The following is a 13,385-nucleotide window of genomic DNA, read 5'->3' on the forward strand; positions in this document are numbered from 1 at the left end:
GTCGTGCATCCTCAGCCTGTCATCCCGGCGGAGGCCCGTCCCGCCCTCGCCGAGCCGCGGCGGTCTGTAACGATTCGACCAGCACCGGCGATATGCCCGACGACCAGCCGTACCCCGATCCGTCGTGCGCGGTGCCGTGCCGATGATGCGCGCCCGCCTCCACCGGTACCCCGCGCCGGAGTAACAACGACGATCCCGACACAGGAGGGACCAGCCATGCGCGGTGGAACCGCACTCGCCGGCCGTTACGAACTCCTCCGGCTCATCGCCACCGGTGGCATGGGTCAGGTCTGGGAGGCGATGGACACACGGCTCGACCGCCGCGTCGCCGTCAAGGTCCTCAAAGCCGAATTCTCCGAGGACCAGGAGTTCCTCGCCCGCTTCCGCAACGAGGCCCGCACCACCGCCGCCCTCAACCACCCCGGCATCGCCGGCGTCTACGACTACGGCGAGACCGCCGACCAGGCCGGCGGCGCACCCCTGGCCTACCTCGTCATGGAGCTGGTCAACGGCGAACCCCTCAACGCCGTCCTCTCCCGCCTCGGGCACCTGAGCCAGGCCCAGGCCCTCGACCTGCTCGAGCAGACCGGCCGCGCCCTCCAGGTCGCCCACACCGCCGGCCTGGTGCACCGCGACGTCAAACCCGGCAACATCCTCATCACCCCCACCGGGCAGGTGAAGATTACCGACTTCGGCATCGCCAAGGCCGTCGACGCCGCACCCGTCACCAAGACCGGCATGGTCATGGGCACCGCCCAGTACATCTCCCCCGAACAGGCCTCCGGCGAGGACGCCACCGCCGCCTCCGACGTCTACTCCCTCGGCGTCGTCGGCTACGAATGCCTCACCGGCCATCCGCCGTTCACCGCGGAGACCGCGGTGGCCCTGTGCGTTCAACACATCCGCCAGGAGCCGCCGGCGCTGCCCGCGTGGGTGCCAGAAGGTGTCGACGACGTCATCATGCGCGCCCTCACGAAGGAGCCCCGGCGCCGCTTCGCCGATGGCGGCGAGCTCGCGGACGCGATCACGCAGGCCCGGCTGTCCCCGACGCGCCGACCCCGGACCGGCCGCTCCGCCGCGTACGCCCCGACGGTCCGCCGCACCGTCGGGCCGCGCACCGTCACCCGTCCGGCGACGACGCCACCCATCGGGTCCACCGCGCCGACGCAGCACCACACGCACGGCTCCCCCACCGGCCATCGCCGGAAGCGGTCCGTCGCCGTCGCGGGGGCGCTGGCGGTCGCCGCGATGGCCCTCGGCTGCGCGATCGCCGTGAACGGCTCGGGCGGGAACGACGACGCCACGCCCACCGCGGGGCCGACGGCCGACAATCCCGGCGCGATGACCACGGCGCGGGCGATGGCGGAGCGCCCGTCCGACCGGGCCGACCCCGCGCCGTTGACGCGGCCGACGGACGTCCCGCGGACCACGACCTCCACCGTTCCACGGCCCACCAGCACGCCGACGTCGCCGACCAGCACCTCGACGACGCCGACGTCGACTACCACCACGACGACGACCACGACGAGCACGACGACAACGACGCCGACGACCACGTCCTCGACCACGACGACGACCGCGTCGTCGTCGAAGCCGAACGCCGAATCACGCGTCTAGGGACCGGCGGACTCCCAGGATCACGTACACGAGGATCCCGACGACCAGAGCCCAGAAGGCGGAACCGACGCCCGCCACCGTCGTGCCCGAGGCGGCGACGATGAACGTGACGGCCGCGGGCACGCGCGCGGACTCGTCGGCCATGGCACCGGCGCACGCGGCGGCGAAGGCGCCGACCAGCGCGACGCCGGCGACCGCCTGGATCACGCCTTCGGGCGCGGCCAGCACCACGGCGGTCAGACCCGTGCTCAGCACGCCCAGAACGAGATTCGCCGCGCCCGAGGAGACGCCGGCGATCCACCGCCGAGACGTGTCCGACCCCGCGTCGGGCCCCGCCGCGAGCGCCGCGCTGATCGCGGCGAGGTTGATCGCATGCCCGCCGAAGGGCGCCCCGACGACGCTGCCGACGCCGGTCACGGCGAGCGAGGGCCGCCACGGCACCGAGTACCCGTAGCTCGCGAGGACCGCGGCCCCGGGGATGTTCTGCGACGCCATGGTCACGATGTACAGCGGCAACACCACCCCGGTGAGCGCCTGCAGCGTGATCGAGGGTGTCGTCCACTCGACGTGCGGGACTAGCTCCGCGACGGCGGGGACGGCGTCGTCGCGCACGAGGGCCACGGCGATCACGACGAGAGCGGCCACGAAGGCCAGCGGTACCGCCCATCGCGGGCGGAGCTTGAGCAGCACCAGCCACACCACCAGCACCGGCGCGACCGCCCACGGGTGCTTCGCGAGCGACGTGACCGGCGCGATGCACAGCGGCAACAGCACGCCCGCCAGCATGGCCTGGGCGATGGGCGTCGGAATCTTCTGCACCCAGCGCGCAAGGGCCGGCCAGAGCCCGGTGAGCACGAACAGCACGCCGCAGATGACGAAGGCCCCCACCGCCGCAGGCCAGCCGCCCGCGACGGCGCCGGTGGTCGCGAGGAGGGCCGCGCCGGGCGTGGACCAGGCGCTGATGATCGGCATCCGGTGTCTCCAGGAGAGCAGGGCGGACGCGGCGCCCATGGTCACCGTGACGGCCAGCAGGCCCGACGCGGCCTGGCCCGGGCTCGCGCCCATCGCACGCAGGCCCGCGAGCACCACCGCGAAGGCGGAGGTGTACCCGACCAGGGCGGTCACGATGCCCGCGCCCACCGGCACCATCGTTCCGTTCTCAGAACGTTCCATGAACAGAACGTAGCATGGGGTCATGCCCTCCCCCGACGTCGGCCGACGCCTTCGCGAGCTGCGCACCGAGCGCGGCCTCAGCCTGTCCGAGCTCGCGCGCCGGGCCGGCGTGGGCAAGGGCTCGCTCTCGGAGATCGAGGCCGGTGGTCGCAATCCGACGGTCGAGACCCTCTACGCGCTGTGCGGCCCGCTCGACGTCCCGCTCACGGCCCTCGTCGGCGAGTCGCCCGGCGCGCACAGCGTCGCCGACGGCGGCATGCGCACGGCTCTGCTCTCGGTGCGCCACCTGCCGCACGTCACCGTCGAGGTCTTCCGACTCGAGTTCCCTGCCGGTTCCGATCACGTCTCCCCCGGGCACGGTCCGGCCGTCCGGGAGAACCTCACGGTGGTCGACGGTGCCCTCACCGTCGGCCCGGTGGGCGCCGAAACAACGGTGCACGAGGGTGATTCACACTCGTGGACCAGCGACGGGCCGCACCGGTTCGCCACCGTCGACGGCGCCGAGGCCGTCGTGGTGATCACGACGCCCCGCTAGAAGGACTTCGCGCCCTGCGCGCTCACGACCATGCCGTGCCCGGTGGTCCGGTTGGTGAAGGCCGTGCCGTACTCGTTGGCGACGATGAACCACCCGCGGGCGGTGTAGGTCTTGTAGTCGAGCGTCACCGGGTCGATCGCCCCCAGGTTGCCGAGCACGTAGGACAGCTCGCCGTCGCTGGTGACGTTGACGCCGTTCGCCTCGTCGCCGGAGTCGGTCCGTGGCCGCGGCTGATCGAAGACGAGTTGACAGCCGGCGCTGCTCGCGCTGATCTGGCAGCGCGTGCGGCCGCTGCGGGTCTGGATGAAGGTGAAGCCGTTCCCGTTGTCGGGCAGGACTATCGCCGCAGTCGGTCCGCTCGGCGGGGGCGCGCTGCTCGTCGTCGACGGTGCGGTGGTCGTCGTGACCGGTGCGGGCGTGGCCGGCGCGGGGGTGGCGATCCCCGGGCCGACCCCGCCGCGGATCACCGTGACACCGGCGCCGTTCCCGGACACCGTCGCCGAGCATCCCGCGAGGAGCGCGCAGCAGCCCGCCACTACCGCCGGCACGAGTCCTGCACGCATCCGGTCCTCCGCATCATTCTCGTCACTTCTGCCACAAGCGTAGACTTCCATCCCACTCGTTGCACGGACGGCGCCCGCGACGCCCGTCCGACCGGCTCACACTCCCGGCCGGTCCGCGCCGATCCAGAGACTCCCGGCGTAGCGTCGCGATCGTGAATCTCCTGCTGCTGTCGCTCAACGCGGGCGCCCTGCCCGACTTCCTCCGCCGGCACACCGGGCGGGAACCGAGCGCCCTGCGGATCGGCTTCATCGACGACGCCGGCGCGCCGTACGCCGACCAGCCCTTCGGCTCGTTCGAGTGGACGCAGCTCACGGACCTCGGCTTCCGGCTGACCCGGATGACCCTCGCGAAGTACACGGACCCGGCCGATTTCGACTCCGACCTGAACGCCGTCGACGCCGTGTACCTCTCCGGCGGCCACACCTTCGTGCTGCTGGGCGCGCTGCAGTCCAGCGGCTGCGGCGAGGTGCTCAAGGCGCGGGTGCGCGCGGGCCTCCCGTACGTCGGGCTCAGCGCGGGCTCGGTCGTCGCGGGGCCGAACGTCGAGCCGGTCGCTCCCCTCGATGACCCCGCCGACGCGCCCGGCGTCACCGACTACACCGGGCTGGGCCTGGTCGACACCGTCGTTATCCCGCACGCCGACGGCGCGCTCCCGCCCTATCCCCCGGCCATGATCGACGACGTCGTCCGCACCTACGGCGACCGCTTCCCGCTGACCCGCGTCAACGACGATCAGGCACTGCTCGTCGAGCGCGGCGTCGCCACCCTCATCTCCTCGGCGATCACGTAGCGGGCGCGCCGGAGAGCGCGTCACACGCCGCGGTTCCCGCCTCGGCGCGCCTTTGCGAGCGTTACGATCGACGGATGACCGGCATGCTGTCCGACGTATTGCCCTCGGTCTGTACCGCTTTCGGCATCGCCGGGGAGAACCCGCTGGGGCTGGCGGTCGAACGCGACGTCGTCCTGCTGCTCATCGACGGCCTCGGCGCGGAGCTCCTGCGCCGCCACGCCGACGACGCCCCGACGCTCGCCGCGCACGTGCGCACCACTCTCAACGCGGGCTTCCCCGCGACCACGGCGAGCAGCCTGTCGAGCCTCGCCCTGGGCGCGCCCTGCGCGGCGCACGGCATCGTCGGCTACAGCTTCGGCGTGCCCGACGAACACGGCCGGCGCCTGTTCAACTCGCTGCGCTGGACCATCGACGGCGCGAGCGGGCCCGACGCCCGCGCATCGCACCCGCCCCACGAGCTGCAGCGCCGCCGCAGTCGCCTGGAGGACCTCGCCAACGCGGGCGCGGAGATCCACTACGTCGTCCCCGCGTATCAGGAGACGTCGGGCCTGACCAGGGCGGCGTTCCGCGCCACGGGCGTTCAGCACCCCGCCGCGAACCTCGACGAGGTGCGCGAGGGCGTGCTCGCCGTCGCCCGGCACGACACAACCGCCCGCCGCTTCGCCTACGCGTACACCGGCCTGTTGGACGCGGCGGGGCACGTGCACGGCCCCGGCTCGCCCGAGTGGCTGGGCGTGCTGCGCGCCGTCGACGCGATGTTCGCGGACCTCCTCGCGGACCTGCCCGGTACATGCACTCTTCTGGTGACCGGCGATCACGGGATGATCCAGGCCGAGTCGCTGGTGAACCTCGACGCACTGCCGGCCCTGCACCGCGGCGTCCGGATCATCGCCGGCGAGGCGCGGGTGCGGCACGTGTACCTCTCGCGGGGCCACCACGTCGACGACGTACGCGCGCGCTGGTCGGAGACCCTCGGCGCCCACGCCCACGTGGTGACCCGCGAACAGGCGCTCGACGAGCACTGGTTCGGCCCCACGCCGCCGAACCCCGTGGTCGCCCACCGGATCGGCCACGTCCTCGCCGTCGCGCAGGGCGGTTCGGTCCTGGTCACGCCCAGCCAGGAGCCGATGGAGTCACGGATGCTCGGACATCACGGTGCGTGGACCGTCGACGAACAGGCCATCCCGCTGATCACCACGACGCCCTGACCGGACACGGGCGCACGCGCCCCTTGTCCGATTCTTGCAGCAGTATCACGTAGGATACCGAAACAAACACGACCGCAGCCCGGGGTGAAGACGCTCAGCCCTTGCACGACACCAGGGTGGTGCCCACCATCGAAACGACGAAGCCGCCGCAGCTCGCCGCGCCCGAGAGGGCCCCGGCGAAGCCGAAGCGCGAGCAGACCGCGGACCTCACCCGGGTCCTGCTGTTCCTCGGCGTGGTGATCGCGCACTGCGTGACCACGATCAACTACTCCCCGGACGTGATCCGCCAGACCGGGCTGGTCTCGGCGGCGCTGCACCTCACCCGCTACGGCTTCGTCGCGGTGACGCTCTTCGTGCTGGTCCTGAGCATGCGCGGCCGCACGATGACGGCCCGGGAATTCTGGCGCAAGCGCTTCGGGCTCATCGTGGGCCCGTACCTGGTGTGGACCCTCGTCTACTCGATCACCGACCACCTGCTCATCGCCGGCGATCCGTTCCCCTCACCCGGGCGCTGGCTCGGCGATCTCGCGCGCACCACCCTGACCGGTGACGCGAAGTACCAGCTGTACTTCCTGCTGATCTCGATGCAGATCTACCTGTTCTTCCCCGCGCTGCAGAAGCTCTTCCGCAAGCTCGAGGGCCACCCGTGGACGGTGCTGCTGACCGCGGGCGCGATCCAGCTCGGCTTCTTCGCCTTCTACCAGTACGCGCCGCGCCCGGCGGGCCAGCCGTGGGAGACGCTGTTCAACCACATGTGGAAGCTGCTGCCCATGTACGTGCTGTTCGTGGCGATGGGCATGCTCGCCGCGCAGCACTACGAGAAGGTCGGCCCCTGGCTCCGGTCGCACGCCCTGCGGCTGGTAGCCCTCTGCCTCGCGGCGGGCGCCTTCAGCCTCGTGATCTACCTGCGTGACACCGAGCCCGGAAACGTCCCGGACGCCGCCACCGCGGCGTGGAACCCGCTGTACCTGCCCTGGTACGTCGCCGCGACGATCCTGATCTGGCTCGGCGCGATGATGTGGGACGACCTCCGCGCCTCCGGCCGGGCCGTGGGCGAGCGTGTGGTCTCCTACGCGACGATCCGCGCCTTCGGCGTCTTCGCCGTGCACCCGCTGATGCTCGACATCCTCAGCAAAGCCGGCTTCTTCGAGCTGCTGGGCAGTTGGTTCCCCGCGTCGGCCTTCCTGCGCGCCGCGACGCTGTCAGTGGTCGTGCTGGCGATGTCGCTGCTCTTCGTCGATCTTGTGCTGCGGACCCCCGTCAGCCGCTGGATCGTGGCCCGCGAACGGGCCTGAGCTCGCTCGTCAGTACCAGCTCGACTGCGCCGCCTGCGGCTTCTGCAGCCACAGCGCGTCCGTCGACAGGTTCTGCGTACCGAACTGCCAACGGCGGAGCGCCTCGTCGCGGAGCACCTGGTCGAACTGCTCGTTGCGCGTCCGCTGATCCACGTACAGCAGCGTCTGCACGCCGGCCAGGAAGGGCACCGTCAGGATCTGCGCGATCGCAGCACCGACACCGGCGATGGCGAGGCCCGTCACCGTCGAGCCGGCGAGGGTCTCGAGCCCGGCACCGTCGTCGACGAGCACGCTGACGACGCCGAACGGGATCGAGACGACGAGCGTGATGATGCCAGTGATGAGGTAGGTGAGCAGCAGGATGCCGAGGACCCGCCAGAAGCCCGGCCGCTGCAGCTCGTAGCCGCGCTTGAGCGCGGCGATCGGGCCGAGCTGTTCGAGGACGACGGCGGGGTACGAGAGGGAGACCGTCGGCAGGACCGCCAGGTACCCGACGATCAGCACGAGGAACAGCACGAACGCGACGAGGACCGCGACGATGGGGCCGGCGTCGCCCGCCGCCACCGCGAGGACGACGACGAGGCCCACCACCAGCGCGGTGGGTACGAGGAAGATGAGGAACTGCAGCAGGCTGAGCCCGATCAGCGACAGCAGGCGCGGCCCGATCGCCCGTACCGCATCGCCGGCGCTGGTCCGCTCCCCCATCACCGCACGCGCGACCGCGACCGTCAGGACGCCCGTGAGGAAGAGCGAGGCGATGCCCGCGATCAGGCCGACGCCGATGCTGAGGCCCGTCGCGGCGGCGAGATCACCGAGCGCCGCGTCCGTCTCGGCGTCCGGGTCCACCGCGATGCGCGTCATGGGAATCTGCGCCAGGAAGGTGACCAGCTGCGTGACCAGCACGAGCACAGCCGTCAGCCCGACCATGACACCGGGGTTGCTACGGATCGCGGCCATCGCCCCGCCGTAGATGTCGCCCAGGTCGAGCGGGCGCAGCGCGACGATCCCGACCTTCACCTCGGGCGCCGGCGCGCCCCAGCCGGGGCCGGGCTGCCCGTATCCCTGCTGGGGATACCCCTGCGGGTATCCCGGCTGGGCGTACCCGGGCTGCGGCTGGCCGTACTGCTGTGCCCACGGGTCGCCGTAGGGGTACTGCGGCGGGCCCGGCTGCTGGTACCCGTACTGCGGGTCGCCCTGTTGCGGGTAGCCACCGGTGGGGCCGGCCCACTGACCATCGGGGCCGTAGCTGGGCTGATTGCCGGTTCCGTCGGGATTCACAGCACACATCCTGCATTGCGAATGCACTCTTATCAACTTGCCGGAGGCTCGATGTCCGTAGGGTGAGCAACGACATGCTCGACGCGCCATCCGACCGGAGGAACGCATGATCCTGGTGACCGGAGCAACGGGGGTCGTCGGACGCCGCGTGGTCGCGCACCTCGCGGCGAACGGGGCGTCGGTTCGCGCGACGAGCCGGACGCCGGACGCCGCGGACCTGCCGGACGATATCGAGACGCTGTCGTCGTCCGCCCCCGCGCACGCGCTCCTGGACGGGTGCTCGTCCGTCCTGATCGTCGCGTCCGCACTGGGTGCCGCGCAGCAGGACCGCCTCGCCGAGCTCGTCGCGTCCGCGAACGCCGCGCAAGTGGGTCGTCTGGTGCACCTCTCGACCGCGTCCGTCACCGACCCGCGCAGCCCGACCGGCGCGCACCACCGCGCCCTCGAGGAGGTCAGCGCCGGCTTCGCCGGGACGAGGCACGTGCTGCGTCCGGTCCCGTTCGCGCTGAACACGCTGCACTGGTGGGGCCCGACGGTGCGCGCCGGCCGGTTCGCGGAGGCCCCTTACCTCGACGTCCCGATGGCGCCCATCGACGAACGGGACGTCGCCGACGTCGCCGCGACGCTCCTACTCGGTACGCCCGAGCCCGACGGTCCGCTGCACCTCACAGGGCCCGAGGCGCTCAGCTCGCGCGAGCAGCTCGGACTGCTGGCCGAAGCGCTGGGCACTCCCCTCGACGTGCGCGAGATCGAGCCGGACGAGGTGCGGAGGCGACTCGCCGGGGCAGGCGTGCCCGCGCCCGCCGTCGAGTCGTTGCTGCAGTCCTTCGAGCTCGCGGCCGAGCACCCAGTGACTCCGAGCGGCGTCGTCGAGCGGATCACCGGACGACCGGCCCGCAGGTACGGGCAGTGGGTCGTCGACCACGTCGAGCAGTTCCGCTGATCCGCAGGTCCGCGCCGCGACCCGGGCAGGATTCCGCCTCTGGTCGCGCATGCCGTAACATGTCTCGCGCGCCGAATTCGACGCACGCGGGCGTAGCTCAATGGTAGAGCCCTAGTCTTCCAAACTAGCTACGCGGGTTCGATTCCCGTCGCCCGCTCCAGCACGAAAGCCCCGGCCCCGGCCGGGGCTTTCGTCGTCTCCCGGGCGCGAACTGTTCGGCGGGGGCCGAACCGTTCCGGCACCAGGCTGGGGGCATGCATCCCGCCCGGCGGCGCACCGTCGCCCTCCTCGCCCTCTCCGTCGCGTTCGGCCTGATCCAGTTCGACGCCACCGTCGTCAACGTCGTCCTGGGGGCCATGACCCGCGACCTCGGCGGCGGGCTCGGGCTCGCGCAGTGGGCAGTCGACGGGTACGCGATCCCCTTCGCCGCCCTGATGCTGATCGCCGGGCCGGCGGCGGACCGGTTCGGGCGGCGCCGGGTCTGCGTCCTCGGTTTCGCGCTGTTCGCGCTGGCCACGGCGGCGTGCGCGCTCGCCCCGGGCTGGCCCGTCCTGATCGGTGCGCGAATCGTGCAGGGCATGGCGGCCGCGATGATCCTGCCCAGTTCGCTCGCGATGATCGGCGAGCTCTACCCCGACGGCGCCGAGCGGGCCCGCGCGCTGGGGATCTGGGGCGGGATCGCGAGCGCGGGCTTCGCCGCCGGCCCGCCGATCGGCGGCTTCCTCGCGTCGGGTGCGGGATGGCGGGCCGCGTTCTGGGTGGGCGCTCCGGTCGCCGTCCTCGCCGGGATCGTCGTCGCGCGGATCGTGCCCGAGTCCCCCCGTCGCGCACAGCCGCTCGACCTGGTGGGGACCGCCCTGGCATCGATGACACTCGGCGGCGGCATCGCGGCGTTGATCGAGCTCGGACAAGGCCGTGGAGCCCTCGCGCTGACTTTCACCGTGGCCGCGGCGACCGCGGCCGGCGCGTTCGTCGCGTCGCGGCGTCGTGTGCGGGACACCGTCATACCCCCGGGCATGCTGGCCCGCGGCCCGTTCCGCAGCGCAGTCATCACAGGTCTGCTGTTCAACTTCGCGCCGTGGGGCGCGCTGTTCGTGGTCGGCCTGGGGCTGCAGCAGGTGCACGGCGTCAGCGTGGTCGGCACGGCGGCAGCGATCCTGCCGATGACGATCCTGGTCGGGATCGGCTCCATGGCGAGTGGCGTGATCACCGCCCGCACCGGACCTCGCGCGCCCATGATCGCAGGCTTCGCCTACGCGGCGACGGGCGCGCTCATCGTCGCCGCCGGGGCCGCGCACCCCACCGCGATCGTCGCCGGGATGACGGTGCTCGGCCTCGTCTCGCTGGGGATGCCCGCCATGACCGCCGTCGCCCTCGACGCCGCCCCGCCTGGGCGCACCGGCCTCGCCGGTGCCGTGCTCAACAGTGCACGCCAGGCGGGCGGCGCACTCGGCGTCGCCGCCCTCGGGGCCGTCTACAACGCCGCGGGCCGCTCCTCGACGGCCTTGGGGCTCACTTTCGGCGTGGCCGCAGCCATACTCGTGGTCGGGGTGGCCACCAGCATCAGCGCCACCGCGACGGACCGGACGGAGGTGGGCTGCGATGTCGGGTGACGCGGATCTGGCGCGCGTCGGTGAGCTCTTCGCCGACCGCACCCGCAGCCGGATCCTCCTGTCGCTGTTGGGCGGCCGCGAGCTGGCGGCCGGCGTCCTCGCCGACGAGGCGGGCGTCTCCCGCCCCACCGCGAGCGGCCACCTGCGCAAGCTGGTCGACGGTGGGCTGCTGGCCGTCCGCGCGGAGGGCCGCCACCGCTGGTACCGGATCGCCGGGCCGGAGGTCGGCGACCTCGTCGAGCGGCTCGCGGCGCTGGCGCCGCCGCTGCCGGTGGCGTCGCTCAAGGCGTCCACCCGCGCCGACCGGCTCCGGACCGCCCGCACCTGCTACGACCACTTCGCCGGACGGCTCGGCGTAGCCATCATGGGCTCGCTGCTCGACCACGGCCGGATCACGGGCGGCGACGGGCTCTTCCACGCCGACGGCGCCGACCGCCCCGCCTCCGCGGGCCGCGAGCTCGACTACCGGCTCACGGACGACGGGCACGCCTTCCTCGCGGATCTCGGGGTCGCGCTGCCCGACGGATCCTCCCGCCCCGTCGTGCGGTACTGCATCGACTGGACCGAAACCCGGCACCACCTCGCGGGCGGCGCCGGGCGCGCGCTGTGCGACCGCTTCTTCGCGGCCGGATGGGCGGAGCGACTCCCCACGTACCGCGCCGTCCGCGTGACCACTGCGGGCGAGCGCGTCCTGGCCCGGCGCTTCGCCGTCGACTGGCCCGGCTGACCGTCACCGGAACAGCGTCGCCGCCATGGCGGCGGTGACCGCCACCAGCAGCCCGACGTACCAGCGGGCATGCGCGCGGTCGGACAAGCGCGGGCCGCGGCGACGCAGGAGCACGATCACGGGCAGCGAGCCGACGAGGAGCGCGACGGCGGCGCGGATGTCCACGGCGCCCACGAAACCGGTCCCGGCGCCCGCGGGCCGTCCGCCCGAGAGCAGGAGGAAGATCGCCGTCGCGGGCAGTGCCACCGCCAGGGTCAGCGGGTTCGCCAGGGCCGTCGCGACCGCCATCCGGTGGCCGTTGCGGCGCATCAGGGGCACCGTCAGCACGCTGCCGCCGACGCCCAGGAAGGCCGCCACCGCGCCGATCGGGAGGCCGGCGCCGGGCCGGATCGGGCGCGCACCGTCGTCCCCGGCCTGAAGGAATCCGCGCCGGACGGTGACCGAGACGATCGTCAGCAGGAGGTACGCGACGAAGCCCACAGCGATGACGTCGCCGGGTACGTGCCGCGCCGCCACGGCACCGGCCGCGCCGCCGAGGGCCAACAGGATCAGCAGGCGCGCGCTCCCCCGCAGCTCGGCGAGCACGGCGCGCGACGTGGAGGCCGTCGCGACCGCGGCGGCGATCACCATCAGCACGGACGAGGTGGCGACGGCGACGCGGGGCGCGTCGCCGCCGAGGGCGGCGTCGGCCCAGACGAGGACGGGCACCGCGACGAAGCCGCCGCCGAAGCCGAAGAGGGCCGTGGTGACGCCCGACGCGGCGCCCACCAGAATCAGGATCAGTGCACTCACTGCTCCGAGTCCACCGCACGGCGCCCCTTCCGGCAATCGAAGTTCGGTTCGATACCTTCGAATCTCGGTAGCCTGTCGCCATGCGGAACATCCCCGTCGCGACGCTGGAGGACCTCCCGCGCGACCTGCTCGCCGTCGGCACCGACTACCCCGACGGCTACGCGCAGGCCCGGCACCGTCACCGGCGCGCGCAGTTCCTGTACGCCGCCACGGGCGTCATGGAGGTCGACACCGACGACGGGGCGTGGACCGTGCCGACCGACCGCGGCGTGCTCATCCCGCCCGGCGTGCCGCACGGCGTCCGCTACTCCGGCGTGAGCACGCGCAGCCTGTACATCGAGCCGGCCGCGGCGCCGTGGTGGCCCTCGCGGTGCACGGTGGTCGACGTGACGCCCCTCCTCCGCGAACTCCTACTCGCTGCCGTCGACCTCGAGGCCGAGTACGACGAGGCCGGCCGCGACGGGGCGATCGCCTCGCTCCTGCTGCACGAGATCGCCGCGCTGGCACCGCTCCCGCTGCACGTGCCGCTCCCCGCGGACCCGGAAGTGCGCGCCCTGTGCCGGGACTACCTCGCCGCGCCGGACGTCGCCGTCGACAACGCCACGTGGGCAGAGCGGTGCGGGCTCAGCGAGCGCGCCTTCACCGCCCGGTTCCGCGCCTCGACGGGGACGAGTCCCGCGGTGTGGCGGCGACGGGCGCGGCTGCTCGCCGCGCTGCCGGTCCTGCGCACCGCGACCGTGACGGAGACCGCGGGGCTGCTCGGCTATGCGACGCCCGCGGCGTTCACCGCGGCCTTCACCGCCGAGTTCGGGACGCCCCCGTCGCGGTTCCGAACCACATAGGGTCTCCC

12 protein-coding genes, 1 tRNA gene and 1 pseudogene are annotated in these 13,385 nt (G+C 72.8%); 10 read left to right on the forward strand and 4 right to left on the reverse strand.

Features of this window, described 5'->3' with window-relative positions:
* Positions 1–216: 216 nt before the first annotated feature.
* Positions 217–1,617, forward strand: a complete 1,401-nt coding sequence (locus ACM9LD_RS15015) for a protein kinase domain-containing protein (RefSeq protein WP_415677414.1) — start codon at positions 217–219, stop codon at positions 1,615–1,617.
* Here the strand turns inward: ACM9LD_RS15015 and ACM9LD_RS15020 are convergent.
* Positions 1,606–2,790 (reverse strand): benzoate/H(+) symporter BenE family transporter, encoded by a 1,185-nt coding sequence (locus tag ACM9LD_RS15020; RefSeq protein ID WP_415677415.1) that lies wholly within the window; start codon positions 2,788–2,790, stop codon positions 1,606–1,608. The genes ACM9LD_RS15015 and ACM9LD_RS15020 overlap by 12 nt on opposite strands.
* Positions 2,791–2,812: 22 nt before the next feature.
* Between ACM9LD_RS15020 and ACM9LD_RS15025 the strand changes: the two genes are divergently transcribed.
* Positions 2,813–3,325 (forward strand): helix-turn-helix domain-containing protein, encoded by a 513-nt coding sequence (locus ACM9LD_RS15025; RefSeq protein WP_415677416.1) that lies wholly within the window; start codon positions 2,813–2,815, stop codon positions 3,323–3,325.
* Here ACM9LD_RS15025 and ACM9LD_RS15030 read toward each other — a convergent pair.
* Positions 3,322–3,888 (reverse strand): hypothetical protein, encoded by a 567-nt coding sequence (locus tag ACM9LD_RS15030; RefSeq protein ID WP_415677417.1) that lies wholly within the window; start codon positions 3,886–3,888, stop codon positions 3,322–3,324. The two genes, ACM9LD_RS15025 and ACM9LD_RS15030, sit on opposite strands and share 4 nt — an antisense overlap.
* 152 nt (positions 3,889–4,040) lie before the next feature.
* Between ACM9LD_RS15030 and ACM9LD_RS15035 the strand changes: the two genes are divergently transcribed.
* The 3 genes from ACM9LD_RS15035 to ACM9LD_RS15045 all read left to right on the forward strand — a co-directional run bounded on the left by ACM9LD_RS15035 (position 4,041) and on the right by ACM9LD_RS15045 (position 7,182).
* Positions 4,041–4,679, forward strand: a complete 639-nt coding sequence (locus ACM9LD_RS15035; protein WP_415677418.1) for a Type 1 glutamine amidotransferase-like domain-containing protein — start codon at positions 4,041–4,043, stop codon at positions 4,677–4,679.
* Positions 4,680–4,753: 74 nt separating this feature from the next.
* Positions 4,754–5,887, forward strand: coding sequence for an alkaline phosphatase family protein (locus ACM9LD_RS15040; RefSeq protein WP_415677419.1), 1,134 nt, complete (start codon positions 4,754–4,756; stop codon positions 5,885–5,887).
* A gap of 101 nt (positions 5,888–5,988) precedes the next feature.
* Complete coding sequence (locus ACM9LD_RS15045) at positions 5,989–7,182, forward strand: acyltransferase (RefSeq protein WP_415677420.1); 1,194 nt, start codon at positions 5,989–5,991, stop codon at positions 7,180–7,182.
* 9 nt (positions 7,183–7,191) lie between these two features.
* Here the strand turns inward: ACM9LD_RS15045 and ACM9LD_RS15050 are convergent, their stop codons facing one another.
* Positions 7,192–8,460, reverse strand: coding sequence for a proline-rich domain-containing protein (locus tag ACM9LD_RS15050; RefSeq protein ID WP_415677421.1), 1,269 nt, complete (start codon positions 8,458–8,460; stop codon positions 7,192–7,194).
* 106 nt (positions 8,461–8,566) lie between these two features.
* On the opposite strand from ACM9LD_RS15050, the gene ACM9LD_RS15055 reads away from it, so the two are divergent.
* The 4 genes and pseudogenes from ACM9LD_RS15055 to ACM9LD_RS15070 all read left to right on the forward strand — a co-directional run bounded on the left by ACM9LD_RS15055 (position 8,567) and on the right by ACM9LD_RS15070 (position 11,743).
* Entirely contained in the window at positions 8,567–9,403 is an 837-nt protein-coding gene (locus ACM9LD_RS15055; RefSeq protein WP_415677422.1) for an NAD(P)H-binding protein, read from the forward strand.
* Between the two features lie 86 nt (positions 9,404–9,489).
* Positions 9,490–9,563, forward strand: a tRNA-Gly gene (locus ACM9LD_RS15060).
* An 85-nt stretch (positions 9,564–9,648) separates the two neighbouring features.
* A pseudogene (locus tag ACM9LD_RS15065) lies at positions 9,649–11,016 on the forward strand (MFS transporter); the annotation flags it as partial.
* Entirely contained in the window at positions 11,006–11,743 is a 738-nt protein-coding gene (locus ACM9LD_RS15070) for an ArsR/SmtB family transcription factor (protein WP_415677423.1), read from the forward strand. The pseudogene ACM9LD_RS15065 and the gene ACM9LD_RS15070, both read left to right, overlap by 11 nt.
* 3 nt (positions 11,744–11,746) lie before the next feature.
* On the opposite strand, the gene ACM9LD_RS15075 is transcribed toward ACM9LD_RS15070, so the two are convergent.
* Positions 11,747–12,535, reverse strand: a complete 789-nt coding sequence (locus ACM9LD_RS15075; protein WP_415677424.1) for a sulfite exporter TauE/SafE family protein — start codon at positions 12,533–12,535, stop codon at positions 11,747–11,749.
* A gap of 80 nt (positions 12,536–12,615) precedes the next feature.
* Between ACM9LD_RS15075 and ACM9LD_RS15080 the strand changes: the two genes are divergently transcribed.
* Positions 12,616–13,377: a helix-turn-helix domain-containing protein gene (locus tag ACM9LD_RS15080; RefSeq protein WP_415677425.1), complete on the forward strand. Its 762-nt coding sequence runs from the start codon at positions 12,616–12,618 to the stop codon at positions 13,375–13,377.
* Positions 13,378–13,385: the final 8 nt, after the last annotated feature.

This window comes from Tsukamurella hominis (genome assembly GCF_965137015.1).
Classification (GTDB): Bacteria; Actinomycetota; Actinomycetes; order Mycobacteriales; family Mycobacteriaceae; genus Tsukamurella; species Tsukamurella hominis.

Excerpts from the sequence above, each read along its gene's own strand:
- ACM9LD_RS15015 (WP_415677414.1), top strand. The coding sequence starts at position 217 with ATGCGCGGTGGAACCGCACTCGCCGGCCGTTACGAACTCCTCCGGCTC.
- ACM9LD_RS15020 (WP_415677415.1), bottom strand. The coding sequence starts at position 2,790 with ATGGAACGTTCTGAGAACGGAACGATGGTGCCGGTGGGCGCGGGCATC.
- ACM9LD_RS15025 (WP_415677416.1), top strand. The coding sequence starts at position 2,813 with ATGCCCTCCCCCGACGTCGGCCGACGCCTTCGCGAGCTGCGCACCGAG.
- ACM9LD_RS15030 (WP_415677417.1), bottom strand. The coding sequence starts at position 3,888 with ATGCGTGCAGGACTCGTGCCGGCGGTAGTGGCGGGCTGCTGCGCGCTC.
- ACM9LD_RS15040 (WP_415677419.1), top strand. The coding sequence starts at position 4,754 with ATGACCGGCATGCTGTCCGACGTATTGCCCTCGGTCTGTACCGCTTTC.
- ACM9LD_RS15055 (WP_415677422.1), top strand. The coding sequence starts at position 8,567 with ATGATCCTGGTGACCGGAGCAACGGGGGTCGTCGGACGCCGCGTGGTC.
- ACM9LD_RS15070 (WP_415677423.1), top strand. The coding sequence starts at position 11,006 with ATGTCGGGTGACGCGGATCTGGCGCGCGTCGGTGAGCTCTTCGCCGAC.
- ACM9LD_RS15080 (WP_415677425.1), top strand. The coding sequence starts at position 12,616 with ATGCGGAACATCCCCGTCGCGACGCTGGAGGACCTCCCGCGCGACCTG.